This is a genomic window from Pedobacter sp. BS3, from assembly GCF_008274585.1.
In the GTDB taxonomy this organism is placed as follows: Bacteria; Bacteroidota; Bacteroidia; order Sphingobacteriales; family Sphingobacteriaceae; genus Hufsiella_A.
In genome coordinates, this window is record NZ_VTRT01000002.1 from 352,600 (window position 1) to 370,324 (window position 17,725).

A 17,725-nucleotide genomic window follows, 5' to 3' on the forward strand; every position below is an offset into this window, starting at 1 on the left:
AATTATGCGGGTTGTTGCGGTGGCAGGGTTTGATGTATTTTAAATACTTTATCCATCCTGATCAATGAAAAAAGGTTTAAGATATCTTTATTCAGATACGCAACGGCAATATCCGCGTGTTTGGATATGGCATATTTAAGCGATGACACCAACGCACCTAAAAATGAACTGTCTACATAATCTACATTTTTAAAGCTGATGATGTAGGGTTTGCTTTCACGGTCAATCAGCTTAACCATCTCCTGCTTAAAGGTATCGGCATAAGCCAGGTTAGCTTCTTTAACAAGCAGCTCTACCAGGATATAATCTTCATGAGGTTGTACTTGAAATATCATCTGATTTTTCTTTTTCTATTATAATTATACTGCAATCGTCTATTTGTTCCCTGTTGTTTTGTTTTGAAAATAATGCGCCCTTGATATACTGCAATGCGTTTTTATTGCTGATAAACGATTTTATCCGGTTAACAAACAAATCGTAGTCGGTTTTCTTGCCTTCATCATCCTTGTAGTCAATCATTCCGTCTGAAATAACCAGCAATTTATCGCCCGCGTTCAAAACAATTTCCTGTTCGGTATAATCACCGTTAGCCAATAAGCCCAGTAATAAACCGGTGGAAGCAATACTGCTTACCCCCCGCTGGTATTTATAATGAATAAGCGGTAAGTCGCCGGCACCGGAATAATATAATCTGCCGGTTTGATGCTCGATCATAATCAAGGTCAGGGTAGACATCACATCCTGCAAAACAGGATCGCCGTAAACCACATCGTTAATTTTTTTCAGGATAACGGCTGTTGAGATATTACCATCGTACACACACAGGCGTACGGCCGAGCGTATATAACTTAAAAAGTTAAACGAAAAGCACCAGGCTCCCCACTGCTTACCCATCACATCGCCCAGCACCACATACGTATATTTATCGCTGATGGAGATAAAATCGATAAAATCGCCACCGGGATAGTTCTGAAATGTTTTATGCCAGAAAGAAATATCAAATCCCCTAATTCGGGGTGCGCTTTGCGGCGTTGACCGTAAATTCAGCGTTTCGGCGGTTTTACGTAATTCTGCCAGCGATTTTTCGTGTTGCTCTCTAACCGTAGACAGCAGATTATTGAGTTTGGATATGATTACCGGCAGCGCCGTGTCTTTAGCAATGTAATCAACCGCCTGCAGATCAAGCCCCTGCAATATCATATCATTCTGGGTAAACGCTGTTAAAAATACAAAGGGGATGTTTTTAAGCCGGTCGTTTGCCAGCAATTTTTTCCTGAACGCAAATCCGTCGTCGCCGGGCATACTGTAATCCGACAGGATGATGTCGGGATTGATATCGTTGAGCAATTCCATTGCTTCTGCCGCAGACGTTGCCCTGTGACAGATAAATCCATCACGCTCAAGCGTTTTGGCAATGAGCTCCAGTATAAACGGCTCATCGTCTACCAGCAGAATTGTTTTCGTTCCGGTTGCCATCAGGAAGCCCGCAGGGCACGAATTTTAATTAAAGCGTTAATTGTTAAATATACGCCGCAAAATACAATAATTAAAGAAATTAAATCCATTAAAGTAAAACCATCGTCGGTAGTGAAATAAATAATGGTGAACATTTCAAAGTAAGGCGGCGCCGGTAAAAATATCATCGATAGTCCCAGGGTGATCATGGCCAGTCCCATACATAATTGAAAAATATACTTCATGCGGGACAAATGCAGGTATTTACGCGATAGCTTACTGTCTAAGGGATGCTGCGACAGTAATAATTCCAGATTATCCAGCATTTCCTCACGTGATGTTGCCTCCTTATCCATCTCCCGGTAGGCCTGTATGTTTTTTGAGGAAGAAAGCATATCGGCAATCGCTTTATCAAACTGCTGCCTGATGTGTTCCTTGTCCTGATGGTTCAGGCTGCTGGATTGCAGCAGTACAATCAGCTCATTCAGCTTATGGGTAACATGCGCCTTCTGCTCCGTTGTGCTTAATCCAAAAAGCGTAGTTGTCTGTTTCGTTTCTTCCATCAGGATTTTTTCTTTCTATTTCTTTTTAGAAATAATTATAACTTAATGCCGGAATGAAAAAAATTTCTGTCATTACCGTTAATTATAACCAGCCGCAAGTTACCGAAGAGTTGCTTTCGTCCATTTTTTCTGTAAACACCTATCCTGCTATCGAAATTATTGTAGCAGATAACGGCAGTGATCCCGATATTACTCCTGCATGGCGCAATCAATATCCTTCGGTGCATTTTATACGGCTAAACACCAATCTGGGTTTTGCCGGCGGAAACAATGCTGCTATCCAACACGCTACAGGCGATTATATTTTCATGGTCAATAACGATACCGAGTTTACTCCCGGTCTTATTGAAACACTTATCGCCCCCCTCGAAAACAACTCAAAAATTGCTGTAATATCGCCAAAAATACGGTATTATCAACAACCAAATACCATTCAATATATAGGCTTTACGCCGATGAACTATTATACCATCGCTAACAACGCTCCCGGACAGTTTGAGATCGATACCGGGCAATACGATAACATTTGTGCACCAACAGGTTATGCTCACGGCGCAGCCATGATGATACGTGCCAGCGCAATGCATGAAGTTGGCCTTATGGCTGAAAACTTTTTCCTGTACTATGAAGAAATGGACTGGTGCGACCGGTTTAAACGTGCCGGATATGAAATTTGGGTAAACACCAATGCCCTGATCTATCATAAGGAATCGGTTTCGGTAGGAGCCCGTAGTGCATTGAAAGAATATTTTATGAACCGTAACCGGATATTATTCGCCCGGCGAAACGCTCCGTTGTTTAAGCAATTGTTTTTCTTTTTTTACTTTCTGCTGCTGGTAACTCCCCGGAATATTATCCGTTATTGCAAAGAAAAAAATTACAACTTTATCGGCGTATTGTTCCGGGCTATCTGGTGGAATGTATCACACAGTAAAAATAGTATGGAGCTGGGTTATAAAGTGAAAAGCTGAGAGTGAAAAGTGAAAAGTAGAAAACTAAAAGGGAACCCAAAATATGTTACAGGCTACGAGGCTCACAACACATAACCCATAACAATGATACACACACAATGAAAATTATCTTCTGGTTAAGCATCATCATCATTGTTTATACCTTTATAGGATACGGTTTTGTGCTGTACCTGTTCATGAAGATCAGGCAGTTATTCAAAGGAAAACGTCCTGTTCCTCATGCCGATCACAACCTGCTGCCAGGCTGTACGCTGGTTGTGGCTGCCTATAATGAGCAGGATTTTATCACCGAAAAAATTGCCAATACCCTGGCGCTGAACTACCCAAAAGACAAACTGCAACTGCTTTTTATTACCGATGGATCTACCGATAAAACCCCTGAAATTATTGCACAATACCCGCAAATAACCCTGATGCATAGTCCCGAACGTAAAGGTAAAATTGCCGCGGTGCACCGGGCTGTTGAACAGGTAACTACCGAGGTCGTTGTGTTTACCGATGCCAATACGTTTCTGAATACCGATGCTCTTATTCATATTTGCCGGCATTACCAGGATAAGCAGGTAGGCGCTGTTGCAGGCGAGAAGCGCATATTTTCGGGCGAAGAAGCCGACGCCAGCTCGGCAGGCGAAGGCTTTTACTGGAAATATGAATCGAAGCTGAAGCAATGGGATTCTGAATTATACTCGGTAGTTGGCGCTGCCGGTGAGTTATTCAGCGTACGAACTGAATTATATCAACCAGTATCGGCCGCAGCTATTATTGACGATTTTATGATCTCGATGCTCATCGCCCAAAAAGGTTATCGCATTGTGTATGAACCCGACGCTTACGCCATTGAAACAGCATCGGAAAATATACCGGAAGAACTGAAACGTAAGATCCGCATTGCCGCCGGCGGCATGCAATCCATTATCTGGCTTAAAAGCCTGCTTAATATTTTCAAATACGGAATGTTAAGTTTTCAGTACATCAGCCATCGCGTTTTACGCTGGACCATTACACCTTTCCTGCTCATCCTGGCTTTTCTGCTCAACCTGTTCATTGTATTAAGTTTTCCCGAACCGGTTTACAATATACTATTTGCGGGCCAGGTATTATTTTACCTGCTGGCTGTTTTAGGCTATTTATTAGAAAGCAGGCATTTACGTATAAAAATCCTGTTTATACCCTATTATTTCTGCATGATGAATTACGCTGTGCTGGCCGGTATATTCCGCTATTTCAACAAGCAGCAAAGCGCCGCCTGGGAAAAATCAAAGCGGAAAATGTAGCAGTCAACTTTTTACTTTTAACTATTTGCTTCGTATAGCTTCTACCGGGTCGAGCCGAGAAGCTCTGTATGCGGGAATAATACCGGAGATGAGCCCGATCACCGTTGATAAAACAAACATCAGGAGCACTTTACCGAAGTCAACAACAATAATAAGATCAAAAAATATTTTGGATATAAAGGCCAGAAGATAGACAACAGATAAACCGATCACCCCGCCCATGAGGCATAAAATCACCGATTCTATTAAAAACTGCAGCAGAATAAAGTAATTTTTTGCGCCCAGCGATTTCTGTATTCCGATAATATGTGTACGTTCTCTAACCGAAACAAACATGATATTGGCAATACCGAAGCCGCCAACCAGGATAGAAAATCCACCGATAAACGCACCGGCAAAGTTTACAATGGCAAACATCTGGTCTAAACCGGCGGTAAGTATGGTCGATTTGTTCAGCGCAAAATTGTCTTCCTGTCCCGGGCTTAACCGGCGCACCGAACGCATAATGCCCTGCAATTCGCTCTCCAACTCATCCAACGATACCCCTTCCCTGCCTTTAACCGTAATGTGCGGGCCGTAACGCTCAGCTTCCACATCAATTACGTTACGGGCAAAATTCAATGGCAGCAAAATAGTTTTATCAGAAGATACGCCCAGCATGTCCTCACCTTCTTTCTTAAAAACACCGATAACGGTTACTTTCCTGCCAAGCACAGAAATTACCTTGCCGATGGGTGTCTGGTTGGGAAACAAACCTTCCGCAATATCCGACCCGATAATGGCAATGGCGCTGCCCGCCCTTGATTCGGCCTCCGTAAAATAGCGTCCCTGATCAAAATCAAATACACGGGTTTTATAATAATCGTGTGATGCTGCCGCCAGCTGAGCCCCCTCTACGCTGTTGCTCTGATATTTTATCAGCCGGTTGCCAATACCTATTTCGTATGCTATGCCATTGGCGGCGCTTATGCGATTTTGCAGCTTGTTAAAATCTCGGATACTTGGCTGTGGCCGGTTCATATATTTCCACCAGGGGTAATTTCCGCCGAACTGCCAGGGCCACTTCTGGATATAAATGGTGTTGCTTCCCAGTCTATCTACGCTTTCCTGCAATTTCCCCCTGAAGGTATCCACAGCCGAAAAAACAACCAGGATGGTCATAATACCAATAGTTACACCTAACAGTGATAAAAATGTGCGCAGCTTATTTTCCCGCAAAGCAGAAAAGGCAAACACAAAACTTTCGGCAAACAGCTTAAAAAATATCATACCTTGTTTAGACCAAAAATAATCAAAATAGTTACAGAGCGGCTATTGAGTAAATTGCTTTTAATTGTTGAATTGCTAAATGGTTATATTGCTGCCTGTTATGAGTTACGGTTATGAGCCTTGTTACTTTCGGTAGCTGTTAGCTAATGGCCAATAGCTATCGGCCATTAGCCAAATAAAAACAAAAAACATAGTACTTTTTTTATGGTTATAGCTATTGCAGTTAATATTTTTTATCTTTGCGCCCTGAAATTTAGTTAAGCCAACTTATGAAATTATCCCAGTTTAAGTTTAATCTGCCAGAATCTTTAATAGCCCACACCCCTGCCGAAAACCGTGACGAAGCCAGGTTAATGGTTCTTGACCGCAAAACCGGGGCTATTGAGCACAAAATATTCAAAGATATTTTAGGATATTTTGAGGAGCATGACGTGATGATTTTAAACAACACTAAGGTGTTTCCGGCACGCATGTATGGTAATAAAGAGAAAACTGGTGCAACCATCGAAGTATTTTTGCTTCGCGAACTGAATAATGAGCTTAGGTTATGGGACGTCTTGGTAGATCCCGCCCGCAAAATACGGGTTGGCAACAAACTTTATTTTGGCGACGATGATCTGCTGGTTGCCGAAGTGGTTGATAACACTACCTCGAGAGGCCGCACTATACGCTTTTTATTTGATGGAACCGACGAAGAATTCAGACGGAATATAGAAATACTGGGCGAAACGCCGCTTCCGAAATACATTAAACGTAAAGCTACTCCCGAAGATAAAGAACGTTATCAGACCATTTATGCTAAAAAAGAAGGTGCAGTAGCAGCTCCTACAGCCGGTCTGCACTTTAGCCGCGAACTGATGAAGCGCCTGGAGCTCAAAGGAATTGAATTCGCAGAAGTTACCCTTCACGTAGGCTTGGGCACGTTCCGTCCGGTAGAGGTTGAAGATCTGACCAAGCACAAAATGGACTCAGAGCAATTTATTATTGAGCAGAAAGCTGCCGATATTGTAAATAGAGGCATTGAGAACAAGCGGCGTATCTGTGCGGTAGGCACAACCAGCATGCGGGCTATTGAATCGGCGGTTTCAGCAAATCATACCCTGAAAGCAACTTCCGACTGGACCAGCAAGTTTATCTTCCCTCCTTACGATTTCAGTATTGCAAATAGCATGGTTACGAACTTTCATACACCTGAATCAACATTATTAATGATGATTGCCGCTTTTGGCGGATATGAAAACGTAATGAATGCCTACGAAGTAGCCGTAAAAGAAAAATATCGCTTTTACAGCTATGGCGATGCCATGCTGATCATCTGATCGGATAAGCCTTCGATTGGTTGTGGATATTTGGCTTTCAGCTCCTGCTTTTTCTAACTTAGTCCCTTAGTTATTTATCAGGATGACTTATTACGCTATTATTGTTGCAGGCGGTTCGGGCAGCCGGATGCAGTCGGAAATTCCCAAGCAGTTTATACCCATTGCCGGGAAACCGGTTTTAATGCATACAATCGCCGCTTTCAATGCCAATGCGTACCAGCCGGCAATTATTGTTGTGCTGCCGGAAGCATATCATGCTTATTGGAAAGAGTTATGCCGGCAATATCACTTTGATATTAAGCACCAGGTTATACCAGGAGGATCAACACGCTTTGAGTCAGTTAAAAATGGCTTGCAATGTATATCAGAACCCGCAGTTATAGCCGTACATGACGCCGTAAGACCGTTAGTCAGCGCTGATATCATTAGCAACGCTTTTAAAACTGCCGAAGAACACGGCAGCGCTGTAACCGCCATAGTAAGCAGAGATTCCGTCCGGCAGGGAACGTATTCAGCATCCGGATCCGTAAACCGCGACGAGATATTCCTGGTACAAACCCCGCAAACCTTTTGGTCAGAAATGTTAAAGAAAGCCTACCAGGCAGACTATCAACCGTCATTTACCGACGATGCATCGGTAGTAGAACAAGCCGGCTTTCCCATTCAGATGATACCGGGCGATATCAGCAATATTAAAATAACTTACCCGTCCGATTTGGCCTTTGCCGAATATTATCTCAGCCATCAAAAAGCCTGAAATCAGGAGTTTCAGCCTGATAATAATTCAACAAAAAAGAGGTCGCTTTTTTGTAAACAACCTCTTATCTGAATCAAACCGCTTTATGCTGCGCTCCGAATAACACGAAGCAATATGGCGATTATTGCTATTACCAACAAGATATGTATCAGTCCACCTGATACATGATACGCGAAAAAGCTCACAGCCCAGATAATTACAAGGATAACTGCGATTAAATAAAGTAGATTGCCCATAATTTTTAATTTTTGGTTATATCTATAATATGCCAAAAACCATGCAATTGTTTTAACTATCATGAGCTTTTTAGTATCCTACCCGGCTAATGGGCCTCCCGGCAATAAAAAAAGCCCTTTGTCAGGGCTTTTTAATATTCATCTTCGTTGAAGAAAAAATCATCTTTTGTAGGGTAATCAGGCCATATTTCCTCTATATTTTCATACGGTTCCCCGTCATCTTCTAAAGCCTGTAAATTTTCTATTACCTCTACTGGAGCACCAGACCTGATTGCATAATCAATCAACTCATCTTTAGTTGCCGGCCATGGCGCATCTTCTAAATGCGATGCTAATTCTAAGGTCCAATACATAACGTTCTAATTTGAGTTCTAAAATTTCGGCAAAAGTATAATAAAAAAAATAAGAAAATAAAATATTTTTATTCAAAGTGTTTACAGACGTGGCAACCAGGTATTTTCTACAATTCCATGATCAAAACACAATTTACGGGCAAGTACAAATAAATAATCGCTCAGACGATTAAGATAAATTATAACCTGCTGATCCACAAACGATTCTTCTGCCAGATGGACAACCAAACGCTCAGCCCTTCTGCATACGCAACGTGCTATGTGGCAATGCGAAACGATCACGCTGCCTCCCGGTAATATAAAATGACGGAGTTCCGGCAATACGGCGTTCATATTATCAATTTCGGTTTCCAGCAATGCAATATCCTCGTTATTCAGATCAGGAACTTTCATCTTTGATCTTTCAGGATCAGAGGCCAGCAATGAGCCAATAACAAACAACCTGTCCTGAACCTGCCTTAAAACAGCATCCTGATCAGCCTCTACGCCCAGGTCACGGATCAACCCGATGCACGAATTCAGCTCATCTACCGTGCCGTAACATTCAATACGCAAATGATACTTCGGAACCCGGACGCCCCCTATTAACGAAGTTTCGCCTTTATCGCCGGTTTTGGTGTAGATCTTCATGCTACAAAAGTATCAGGTTGAACGGCAAGAACAAAGAGTAGCTTATGGCTCATGGTTCATGGCTGAAGAACGAAAGTCAGAAAAGCCCCGGGGAAGCAACCAAAATACAAGGTTACAAATCAGGTTACAGTATAAAATAAAAATGCCGGGCTTTGCCCGGCACCTATTCAAAGCTAAAAATTAAGCTTAGAGTCTGTTTAAAAATGAAGATTTAAGGTATACGAAAGGGCTGACCAAAAAGCAGCGCCAGGCAGGAAGCCATGGACGGTGTCTTCACCGTCCATTAATTAAAGCCTGTAAAATCTTTATCTGAAATTTAAGCAGGCTCTTAGTTCTCACCACAGAATGCCCGAAGCATCCAGGTATTCTTCTCTTTAAATTGCATGAACTTGTTGATCATATCGTTGGTTCCGTCATCGCCAACTTCAGCGGTAGTATCCATAATTTCACGTTCTATCTCAATCAGTTTGCTGAAATCGTCCAGGATAAATTTCACCAGCTCAATATCCTTAACCCCGATGGTATTCACTTCTTTGATAACCGAATTGGCAATATAATCGGCAAATGTACTGTGAGGTGGTTTTCCCAGCGTTAAAATACGTTCGGCCAATTCATCTATGGTTTGCTGGGCATTGGTATACAGCTCTTCAAATTTAATATGTAAGGTAAAAAAATGACTACCTTTCACATTCCAGTGACATCCCCTGAGTTTTTGATAATGGATGTGATAGTTAGCCAATAAATCATTTAATTGATCTACTACGGGTTTAATTTTCTTTTCTTCTAACCCTATTTTATTTGCGTTCATAATTACATTTATTTTTCTTTAAAGAAACGAATAATAATACAAATTGTTTAAGGTATCCGTTTTTTTATCAGTTTTATCAAGCAACGTAACAAACTAACCAACCAACTAATTTTTTTCTCTACCAGCAGATGTAAAATTTTTCCCGTCCGTATTAGCTGTAAAATTCATTTTGAAAAAACAGGATCAAATACGGGAAATTCTCACCAGGTATATTAACAACCAGTGCTCGCCGCAGGAGGTAAAGTGGCTGCTGGGTCAATTCGGGGCAGCACAGAATGAAGGTCTGTTACGGGAATTAATACAGGAAAAATTACAGGAACCTGCGAATATGAGCCCGGCGGAACAGGCCGATGCAGGGGAAATGTTTGACCGGGTGTACAATCGGGTAACCTCACAGATACAGGCAGAAGATGCCCGGATTATACCACTGCGGAAGCAGATCATTAAACGCATAGCCGCTGCGGCTGCTATTGTGATAATGCTGGGAGCCGGATTATACCTGTACCGGAATTCCGGCAAACCGGTTGCTACCGTTGCAAAAGCTGTAAAAAAATACAGTAACGATATAGCGCCCGGCGGTAATAAGGCAACGCTTACCCTGGCAGATGGCAGCACCATTGTACTGAATAATACCGGAACGGGGGTTTTAGCAAGCCAGGGAAATAGTGTTATCCGCAAAACCCGCGAAGGTCAGCTGGTATATAATTTAACCGGAGCTGCTGCCAAAGCCGGTGGTAACGCAATAAATACTATCACCACGCCCCGTGGCGGACAATACCAGCTGATCTTGCCCGATGGTACAAACGTATGGCTAAATGCCGCTTCATCCCTAAAATTCCCTGCCGCTTTTACCGGGAGCGAACGTCGCGTTCAATTAACCGGGGAGGCTTATTTTGAGGTTGCACACAATGAGCGTATGCCGTTTTATGTCGAAACAAATCATACGGAAGTACGGGTATTTGGTACACATTTCAATATAATGGCTTATCCCGACGAGCAAATGCAGGAAACCACCTTGTTGCAAGGATCGGTAAAGGTCAGCATGCGTACGGCAGGTTCAGAAATCTCTAAAATGCTTGTTCCGGGTCAGCAGGCACGTACCAGTAAGAACGCTTCGCGGATAGACATTATTCCCCATGCCGATACCGAATCTATCATAGCCTGGAAATCGGGTGTGTTCTTATTTGATAATACGCCCATTGACAAGGTAATGCAGCAGGTTAAACGGTGGTATGATGCAGATGTAATTTACCAGGGCGATAAACCCGACGTTACATTTACAGGTATGGTGCCCCGCAGCAATTACGTTTCAGAATTGCTAAACCTGCTCGAATCGGCCGGAGGAGCAAACTTTGATATAAAAGGCAATAAGATTATTGTAAAAAAGAAATAAACCAAAACACGACAGCCATGAAACCAGACACTTGACCATCTAAACAAACAGGCTGAAAAGCACCTCCCCGGATTGCGGCCGGGAAGGTGTATTGTTCGGGCCGTATCTTATCTGCCGGTTTATCACCGGCAAAACACAAACGTTAACCATTAACCCAAACAAACAAATGTATGAAACAACTGATACATTGTAAAGTCCGTATGCTGTTTAGTCATGCGGGCTGCTTACCTGAAACGATAGAAAGAAATCCTGCAAAAAAAGCCTTATTAATTATGAAATTAACGGGTATTATGCTGCTAACCCTTACCCTGCACGTTAGTGCCACTTCTTTTGCACAACGGGTAACTATTTCAAAGCAAAACAGCAGCTTAAAGGAGGTTTTTAAAGACCTGCACCAGCAAACAGGCTACTATTTTATTTACAATAATGAAGTGATCAAAAATGCCAGGCCGGTAACGGTTAATCTGGTCAATGAAAATTTTGACGAAGCGCTCCGAACGATATTTAAAGACCAGAACCTGGTGTACACCCTGCGAAATAATACCCTGGTGATCAGGGTTAAAAAAGAAAAAACGGCAGATGGGATACAACTGCCACCCGTTAATGTAAAAGGCAAAGTTACCGATAGTAAAGGCGAACCCCTGCCGGGCGCAACTATCCGTATAAAAGGCGATATAAAAGTGGCTATAGCCGATGCGAACGGTAATTTCAGCTTACCGGATGTAGACAACAATGCCGTGCTGGTAATTTCTTATACCGGTTTTGTAAGCCAGGAGATCCCTGTTAAAGGTCAGACCGGCCCATTGAGCATTACCCTGAAGGAAGACACCCAGGGACTTAGCGAAGTCGTGGTGGTAGGTTACGGAACGCAGAAACGTATCAATTTAACAGGTGCCGTGGCGCAGATTGATTCGAAGGACCTGGAGTCGCGGCCATCGCCAAATATTACAACATCATTGCAAGGGCTTCTTCCCGGCTTAAACATCCAGTCAAATAATGGAAACCCCAGCGATGCACCCGATATCAACGTCCGTGGCTTCAATTCCATAAACGGCGGATCGCCGCTCATCCTGATTGATGGAATACAGGGCAGCATTGACCGTGTAAATCCGCTCGATGTGGAAAGCGTAACCGTATTGAAAGATGCCGCTTCCTCTGCCATTTATGGTGCACGCGGCGCCTTTGGCGTGATCCTCATCACAACTAAAAAAGGTAAGGCTGGCAAAATGACGGTGGATTATACCAACAGCTTCGGGCAAACCACCACCACTACCCGCACAGATTATATATCAGATCCCTACGTTTACGGAAAAACCGTAGATGCGGCCCTGTTTGGTTATAACGGCACAACCTACACCGGTTATAATGATGCTGACTGGGAAAAAATCAAACAGGTAGCCAGCGGCGAACTCGCTCCCTTTAACGAGCAGCAGCCGGATGGCAGCTATAAATTCTTCGGAAATACCAACTGGTACAGCTACCTGTTCCGCAAGTGGCAGCCCATGCAAAACCATAACATTTCCCTTTCGGGAGGAAATGAGAAAGTGCAGGCGTACCTTTCGGGAAGGTACTATCGCAGTGCCACCATCCAGAATATCGTAGACCCGCATCTTACCAAATATAACCTGAAGGGAAACGTTAACTTTAAAGCGAATAGCTGGCTCGAAATAGCTGATAATATCCAATTCAGTACAGACAATCATATCGATTATGGCGGTGCCAGAAACGGTTACGGCGGTATATGGAGCACCACTACCTGGTATTACCTGTTCCCGTTCTTACCAAAAGAGTTAAACGGTATGCCGTTTGATTATTACAATAGCGGAGCCCAGGGCGCCCTGGAAAAAGGCAGCAACTACCAGCGCTTTTATTCCGAACAGTTCATCAATACATTGAGCGGGAAAGTAACACCCTTTAAGGGGATGGTATTAAACCTGGACTACAGCAATACCATTAATCATATTGCCAATAGCGTCCGTTTGAATAAATACGATGTGCTTACCGGGGCCAAGGCCACGCCTACGGTCGGAGGGGTGAACAAGCTGACCGAAGACCGTGACCGCAATTATTATAATGCACTGAACATATATGGCACTTATTCGCGTGATATAGCCAAAGATCATCATTTTAAGCTCTTATTAGGATATAACCAGGAGCACTACCAGTCAGATGACATTACAGCCGCTCAAGGCGATCTGCTGATTGAAGACCTGGCAAATCTGAACCTGGGAACAAACCTATTACAGGCCGATGGTTCTGCCAGTGTGTGGGCTGTTCAAGGCTATTTCGGCCGGTTTAATTACGATTTCAGGAACAAATACCTGCTGGAAATCAATGCCCGTTATGACGGGTCTTCCCGTTTCCCGTCCGAAAGCCGCTGGGGTTTATTCCCATCCATTTCAGGAGGGTGGTATATCAGCCGGGAAAATTTCTGGAAACCGCTTGAAAAAGTAGCCAGCTCGTTAAAGCTGCGGGCCTCGTACGGTAAATTGGGCAACCAGAATGTTGATCTGTACACCTTTACCCAGATCATGGGATTAGGGCAAACCAACTGGCTTTATAATAATGCCAAATTAAACTATGTCGGTATTCCTGCGCCGCTGCCCAGTGTAGTCAGTTGGGAAAGCTCAAAAACCGTTGATTTTGGAGCCGATTTAGGTTTCCTCAAAGATAAGCTCACCGTTTCATTCGATTGGTATGAGAAAAATATATCAGGCATGTATCTGCCCGGCGAACCTTTACCCGCTGTATTTGGCGCATCCGAACCCAAAGAAAACATTGCCAGTCTGCGTAACCGCGGGTTTGAGCTGGGAGTTACCTATAACGACCAGTTTATGGTTGCAGGTGCACCACTTCATTTCAGGGCTTATGCCAGCGTGTACAATTTCAATGGCGTGATCACCAAATATCCTAATCCCAATGGCCTGATGAGCTCATTCTGGGAAGGGCAAAAGCTGGGTGAGATCTATGGTTATCACATCGCCGGACAATTCCAGTCGGATGAGGAAGCGCTGGCTTATCAGAACAGCTTTAATAACCCCTCAACCAGCTTAGGACAGGTATATAAGTTTGAGCTTAACACCGCTACCAATGCGGATTGGAAAAAACTGCGTGCCGGCGATATTAAATACGTGGATGTAAACGGTGATGGCGCCATTAATAAGGGCGATAACACCCTGGCCAACCATGGCGATCTGCAATCTATCGGTAATGCCATGCCACGATTCCCGTTTGGGTTCAGCTTCGGCGCCGACTGGAAAGCATTTGATATTTCAATAGCCGGTACAGGTGTTGCCCACCAGGACTGGTATCCTACAGGTGATATTTTCTGGGGAACCTATGAGCGTCCTTATCTTTCGTTCATCCGTAAAGATCTAATATCCAACGCCTGGACACCGGAACATCCCGAAAAAACGTATCCACAAATTTACCGTGGATATGTTTCGCTGGGAGCGCAGCGTTCTTTAGGCGAGGTGAACGATTACTATCTCACCAATGTAGGCTACCTGCGGGTAAAAAATCTTACCGTGGGCTATACGCTGCCTCAGAAATTAACGCAAAAGGTTAACATACAGAAATTACGTATCTACTTCAGCGGAGAAAACATCCTCACCTGGCGGTTTGGTAACCTCACCAAATATATTGATCCTGAGCAGGCAGGTTCCGGTATCTCTTATTCCGATCCGAATAAAGCCACATCCATAGACCGGGTAGAGAATTATCCCATGGGTAAAACCTTTTCGCTGGGTGTTAACCTCACATTATAACAGGCCGTTAACCACTAACTATAAAGAAGATGAATACGATATATAAAACTGTTTTTTTTATCCTGATAGCCATGCTGGCCGGTGGTTGTAAAGACTATCTGGATACCAAACCTAAAGACAGACTGGCTGCCGAAGAGTTTTTTAACACGGCAACCGATCTGGAAGTGTATACCAATAAATTTTACGATTTTCTGCCTACAACGCAACCGTATGATGCTTCCTATGGGGAGTCGTCGGACGATGTGCTGCCGCTTATTGTACCCGACAGGATCAAAGGCTCACGGCTGGTTCCGGTAAAGCGTGGAGATGGCGGTTGGGACTGGGCCAACCTGCGATCTATTAATTTCTTTTTGCAGAACTATCAGAAATGTCCCGATGCACAGGCCAAGCTGAAATATGGCGGAATTGCCCGCTTTTTCAGGGCCTATTTTTATTACGATAAGGTAAAAACCTTTGGCGATGTGCCCTGGTACGGAAAAGTGCTTGAAGCCGGAGATCCGGATCTGTATAAAGCCCGCGATTCGCGTAAGCTGGTGATGGATTCGGTGCTGGCCGATATTAATTATGCCGTAGCTAATATCCCTAAAGAAGTGCAGCTTAACCGCATAACCAAATATACCGCTTTGGCACTCAAAGCCCGCATCTGCCTGTTTGAGGGCACATTCAGAAAATATCATGGCTTAGGCGATTATGAGGCGTTTTTGAATGAAGCGGTAGCTGCTGCCGATGAATTAATTGGTTACAATACCTATAAGATATTTACCACAGGCGGTGCGAACAGCGCATACCGGGAACTGTTTGCCCGTAATAACCAGGATGCAACAGAAACCATACTGGCCGGTGATTATAATCCCGATTTTCGCCGGCATCCGTTAAGCTATTACATGACATCGCCTACACAGGGCTCGTGGGGTATGACCAAAGACCTGGTTAACAGTTACCTGATGAAAGATGGCAGCCGGTTTACCGATATTGCGGGTTACCAGACCAAAGGCTTTTACGATGAGATGCAGAACCGCGATCCGCGTTTAACCCAATCTACGGCCGGGCCTGATTTTGTGGTATATGGCGAAACGGCCCGCGAGCCGGTGAACCTGAACATTACCACTACCGGTTATCGCGTTATTAAAGCATTGGCAAGCCGCACACAATGGGGAAGCAGCAGCTCGTATAATGATATTATCCTGTACAGATATGCCGAAACCTTGTTAATTTATGCCGAGGCAAAAGCGGAGCTGGGAACCCTTACCCAGGCCGACCTGGATAAATCGGTTAACAAGCTGCGTGACCGTGTGGGTATGCCACACCTGAATTTAATAGCAGCCAATGCCAATCCCGATCCGTACCTGGCAGCCATGTATCCTAATGTCAATCCGGGAGCCAATAAAGGCGTTATTTTAGAGATCAGGCGTGAACGCCGTATTGAATTGTTCAATGAAGGCTTCCGTTGGGACGACCTGATGCGGTGGAAGGAAGGTAAAAAGCTCGAAAAACCGATGTTGGGTATTTATTTCCCGAGCCTGGGAGCATTTGATTTCAATAACGATGGTACGCCGGATGTATACCTGTACAGCGGAAGCGATGCCGGAGCGCCTCCGGGGGTAACCTCTAAGATCAATATTGCGCAACGGCCGTTAACTAACGGAACGTCGGGTAACTTGAATCCGTTCAGGGTGCAGGTAACTTTTGATGAGAGCAAGGATTACTTATACCCGATTCCGCAGGAAGACATAACCCTGAATCCTAACCTGAAACAAAACCCGAACTGGGGCGAGTAGCTATCTACTATTTCACGATATAGTAACTGATCAGGGTTGAACGTTACAGGAAAAGATTGCTTCGTCGTTCCTCCTCGCAATGACGTTTCTATTTTCGTCATTGCGATCCGCCAGTTGGCGGAGAAACAATCTTATAAAACTGTGTAATAAACTTTATACAAGCGATTATACAATCTCACAAATAAATACATTTGGCACATGATACTTATAAAAATAGCCAGAATATCTTGTTTAGCAGCCGGTATGGCTGCACTTTCAGTGGGCGGTTTTGCCAAACCGAAGGCACCAAAACCCTTACGCGTAGGTTATTCCATCGCCATTACCAGCATCACCCCCGAAAAAATGAAATATGCCAAATCGGTAGGGGTTGATTGCATAGAAATAGGCCCCGGAGCGTTGATCGACAAAAAGACCGGCGGCCTGGCAAAAAGTGATGAAGCCTGCATGCAGCTTGTGGCAAAAGCTAAAAAGGCAGCCGATGATGCCGGTATAGAGATATGGTCGGTGCACATGCCTTTCGGCGAAAAAATAGATATTTCGCTGGGCGACGAAGCCGAACGGCAGCGGGTGGTGGCCCTGCACAAGAAGCTGCTTGGATTTTACCGCGTACTGAAACCCAAAATCGTGCTGTTCCATCCAAGCTGGTTTTTAGGACTTAACGAGCGGGAGCTTCGCAAAAGCCAGATGATCAGATCAGCGCTTGAATTGAATCAGGTTGTTAAACGTATGAAAGCTAAAATGGTCATTGAGAATATGCTCGGCCCAACCCTGCTTCGCGATGCAACTCACGAGCGTCCGCTATGCCGTACCGTGGAAGAGACCGTTGAGATCATGAACAAGCTTCCTTCGGATATCTATTCAGCGGTGGATATGAACCATATTAAAAATCCTGAAAAGCTGATAGCGGCTATGGGCGAGCGGTTGAAAACGGTGCACGTTTCGGACGGTAACGGCGAGGCTGAATGTCATTACCTGCCATGCTCCGGTAAAGGTAAAAACGATTGGAATGCCATTCTTTCAGCATTACAGGAGGCTCATTATACCGGCCCGTTTTTATATGAAAGTGCCTATAAGGATGTAAAAGAGCTGCCGGATTGCTATCGTACCTTATATCATAATTTCATTGCTGCAAAATATCCTGAAGCTAAATAG

Annotated in this window: 16 protein-coding genes; 8 read left to right on the forward strand and 8 right to left on the reverse strand. The window is 44.0% G+C overall.

The window, feature by feature from the left end; translation table 11 throughout:
* Positions 1 to 2 precede the first annotated feature (2 nt).
* The 3 genes from FW774_RS07200 to FW774_RS07210 are packed head-to-tail and all read right to left on the reverse strand — an operon-like array spanning position 3 to position 2,018.
* The gene (locus FW774_RS07200; RefSeq protein ID WP_149347498.1) at positions 3 to 335 is read right to left on the reverse strand and encodes an STAS domain-containing protein; all 333 of its coding nucleotides are present in this window, start codon (positions 333 to 335) and stop codon (positions 3 to 5) included.
* Positions 310 to 1,476 carry a PP2C family protein-serine/threonine phosphatase gene (locus FW774_RS07205; RefSeq protein WP_149347499.1) on the reverse strand — a complete coding sequence of 389 codons (1,167 nt, stop codon included), beginning with the start codon at positions 1,474 to 1,476 and terminating at the stop codon, positions 310 to 312. Before FW774_RS07205 ends, FW774_RS07200 begins: the two co-directional genes overlap by 26 nt.
* The gene (locus tag FW774_RS07210) at positions 1,476 to 2,018 is read right to left on the reverse strand and encodes a hypothetical protein (RefSeq protein WP_149347500.1); all 543 of its coding nucleotides are present in this window, start codon (positions 2,016 to 2,018) and stop codon (positions 1,476 to 1,478) included. Before FW774_RS07210 ends, FW774_RS07205 begins: the two co-directional genes overlap by 1 nt.
* A gap of 53 nt (positions 2,019 to 2,071) precedes the next feature.
* Here FW774_RS07210 and FW774_RS07215 point away from each other — a divergent pair, with 53 nt between their 5' ends.
* The gene (locus FW774_RS07215) at positions 2,072 to 2,989 is read left to right on the forward strand and encodes a glycosyltransferase family 2 protein (RefSeq protein WP_149347501.1); all 918 of its coding nucleotides are present in this window, start codon (positions 2,072 to 2,074) and stop codon (positions 2,987 to 2,989) included.
* A gap of 98 nt (positions 2,990 to 3,087) precedes the next feature.
* On the forward strand, positions 3,088 to 4,263 hold the full coding sequence (locus tag FW774_RS07220) for a glycosyltransferase family 2 protein (RefSeq protein ID WP_149347502.1): 1,176 nt from the start codon (positions 3,088 to 3,090) through the stop codon (positions 4,261 to 4,263).
* Between the two features lie 21 nt (positions 4,264 to 4,284).
* Here the strand turns inward: FW774_RS07220 and FW774_RS07225 are convergent, their stop codons facing one another.
* Positions 4,285 to 5,532 (reverse strand): ABC transporter permease, encoded by a 1,248-nt coding sequence (locus tag FW774_RS07225; RefSeq protein WP_149347503.1) that lies wholly within the window; start codon positions 5,530 to 5,532, stop codon positions 4,285 to 4,287.
* 269 nt (positions 5,533 to 5,801) lie between these two features.
* On the opposite strand from FW774_RS07225, the gene queA reads away from it, so the two are divergent.
* Together queA and FW774_RS07235 are read left to right on the forward strand one after the other, a co-directional pair.
* Entirely contained in the window at positions 5,802 to 6,851 is a 1,050-nt protein-coding gene (queA, locus tag FW774_RS07230; protein WP_149347504.1) for a tRNA preQ1(34) S-adenosylmethionine ribosyltransferase-isomerase QueA, read from the forward strand.
* Positions 6,852 to 6,933: 82 nt separating this feature from the next.
* Complete coding sequence (locus tag FW774_RS07235; protein ID WP_149347505.1) at positions 6,934 to 7,608, forward strand: 2-C-methyl-D-erythritol 4-phosphate cytidylyltransferase; 675 nt, start codon at positions 6,934 to 6,936, stop codon at positions 7,606 to 7,608.
* A gap of 83 nt (positions 7,609 to 7,691) precedes the next feature.
* Here the strand turns inward: FW774_RS07235 and FW774_RS07240 are convergent, their stop codons facing one another.
* The 4 genes from FW774_RS07240 to FW774_RS07255 all read right to left on the reverse strand — a co-directional run bounded on the left by FW774_RS07240 (position 7,692) and on the right by FW774_RS07255 (position 9,635).
* Positions 7,692 to 7,844, reverse strand: a complete 153-nt coding sequence (locus FW774_RS07240; RefSeq protein WP_149347506.1) for a lmo0937 family membrane protein — start codon at positions 7,842 to 7,844, stop codon at positions 7,692 to 7,694.
* 131 nt (positions 7,845 to 7,975) lie between these two features.
* Complete coding sequence (locus tag FW774_RS07245; RefSeq protein ID WP_002996718.1) at positions 7,976 to 8,197, reverse strand: DUF2795 domain-containing protein; 222 nt, start codon at positions 8,195 to 8,197, stop codon at positions 7,976 to 7,978.
* An 81-nt stretch (positions 8,198 to 8,278) separates the two neighbouring features.
* Positions 8,279 to 8,827 (reverse strand): cob(I)yrinic acid a,c-diamide adenosyltransferase, encoded by a 549-nt coding sequence (locus FW774_RS07250; protein ID WP_149347507.1) that lies wholly within the window; start codon positions 8,825 to 8,827, stop codon positions 8,279 to 8,281.
* A 328-nt stretch (positions 8,828 to 9,155) separates the two neighbouring features.
* The gene (locus FW774_RS07255) at positions 9,156 to 9,635 is read right to left on the reverse strand and encodes a Dps family protein (RefSeq protein WP_149347508.1); all 480 of its coding nucleotides are present in this window, start codon (positions 9,633 to 9,635) and stop codon (positions 9,156 to 9,158) included.
* A gap of 169 nt (positions 9,636 to 9,804) precedes the next feature.
* Between FW774_RS07255 and FW774_RS07260 the strand changes: the two genes are divergently transcribed.
* The 4 genes from FW774_RS07260 to FW774_RS07275 all read left to right on the forward strand — a co-directional run bounded on the left by FW774_RS07260 (position 9,805) and on the right by FW774_RS07275 (position 17,725).
* Positions 9,805 to 11,028 carry a FecR family protein gene (locus FW774_RS07260; RefSeq protein WP_149347509.1) on the forward strand — a complete coding sequence of 408 codons (1,224 nt, stop codon included), beginning with the start codon at positions 9,805 to 9,807 and terminating at the stop codon, positions 11,026 to 11,028.
* Between the two features lie 170 nt (positions 11,029 to 11,198).
* Positions 11,199 to 14,795 carry a TonB-dependent receptor gene (locus FW774_RS07265; protein ID WP_242457756.1) on the forward strand — a complete coding sequence of 1,199 codons (3,597 nt, stop codon included), beginning with the start codon at positions 11,199 to 11,201 and terminating at the stop codon, positions 14,793 to 14,795.
* Between the two features lie 29 nt (positions 14,796 to 14,824).
* Positions 14,825 to 16,573, forward strand: coding sequence for a RagB/SusD family nutrient uptake outer membrane protein (locus tag FW774_RS07270; RefSeq protein WP_149347510.1), 1,749 nt, complete (start codon positions 14,825 to 14,827; stop codon positions 16,571 to 16,573).
* Between the two features lie 198 nt (positions 16,574 to 16,771).
* Entirely contained in the window at positions 16,772 to 17,725 is a 954-nt protein-coding gene (locus tag FW774_RS07275) for a sugar phosphate isomerase/epimerase family protein (RefSeq protein WP_149347511.1), read from the forward strand.

Excerpts from the sequence above, each read along its gene's own strand:
- FW774_RS07245 (WP_002996718.1), bottom strand. The coding sequence starts at position 8,197 with ATGTATTGGACCTTAGAATTAGCATCGCATTTAGAAGATGCGCCATGG.
- queA (WP_149347504.1), top strand. The coding sequence starts at position 5,802 with ATGAAATTATCCCAGTTTAAGTTTAATCTGCCAGAATCTTTAATAGCC.
- FW774_RS07265 (WP_242457756.1), top strand. The coding sequence starts at position 11,199 with ATGAAACAACTGATACATTGTAAAGTCCGTATGCTGTTTAGTCATGCG.
- FW774_RS07210 (WP_149347500.1), bottom strand. The coding sequence starts at position 2,018 with ATGGAAGAAACGAAACAGACAACTACGCTTTTTGGATTAAGCACAACG.
- FW774_RS07200 (WP_149347498.1), bottom strand. The coding sequence starts at position 335 with ATGATATTTCAAGTACAACCTCATGAAGATTATATCCTGGTAGAGCTG.
- FW774_RS07205 (WP_149347499.1), bottom strand. The coding sequence starts at position 1,476 with ATGGCAACCGGAACGAAAACAATTCTGCTGGTAGACGATGAGCCGTTT.
- FW774_RS07250 (WP_149347507.1), bottom strand. The coding sequence starts at position 8,827 with ATGAAGATCTACACCAAAACCGGCGATAAAGGCGAAACTTCGTTAATA.
- FW774_RS07215 (WP_149347501.1), top strand. The coding sequence starts at position 2,072 with ATGAAAAAAATTTCTGTCATTACCGTTAATTATAACCAGCCGCAAGTT.
- FW774_RS07255 (WP_149347508.1), bottom strand. The coding sequence starts at position 9,635 with ATGAACGCAAATAAAATAGGGTTAGAAGAAAAGAAAATTAAACCCGTA.
- FW774_RS07225 (WP_149347503.1), bottom strand. The coding sequence starts at position 5,532 with ATGATATTTTTTAAGCTGTTTGCCGAAAGTTTTGTGTTTGCCTTTTCT.
- FW774_RS07220 (WP_149347502.1), top strand. The coding sequence starts at position 3,088 with ATGAAAATTATCTTCTGGTTAAGCATCATCATCATTGTTTATACCTTT.
- FW774_RS07270 (WP_149347510.1), top strand. The coding sequence starts at position 14,825 with ATGAATACGATATATAAAACTGTTTTTTTTATCCTGATAGCCATGCTG.
- FW774_RS07240 (WP_149347506.1), bottom strand. The coding sequence starts at position 7,844 with ATGGGCAATCTACTTTATTTAATCGCAGTTATCCTTGTAATTATCTGG.
- FW774_RS07235 (WP_149347505.1), top strand. The coding sequence starts at position 6,934 with ATGACTTATTACGCTATTATTGTTGCAGGCGGTTCGGGCAGCCGGATG.
- FW774_RS07275 (WP_149347511.1), top strand. The coding sequence starts at position 16,772 with ATGATACTTATAAAAATAGCCAGAATATCTTGTTTAGCAGCCGGTATG.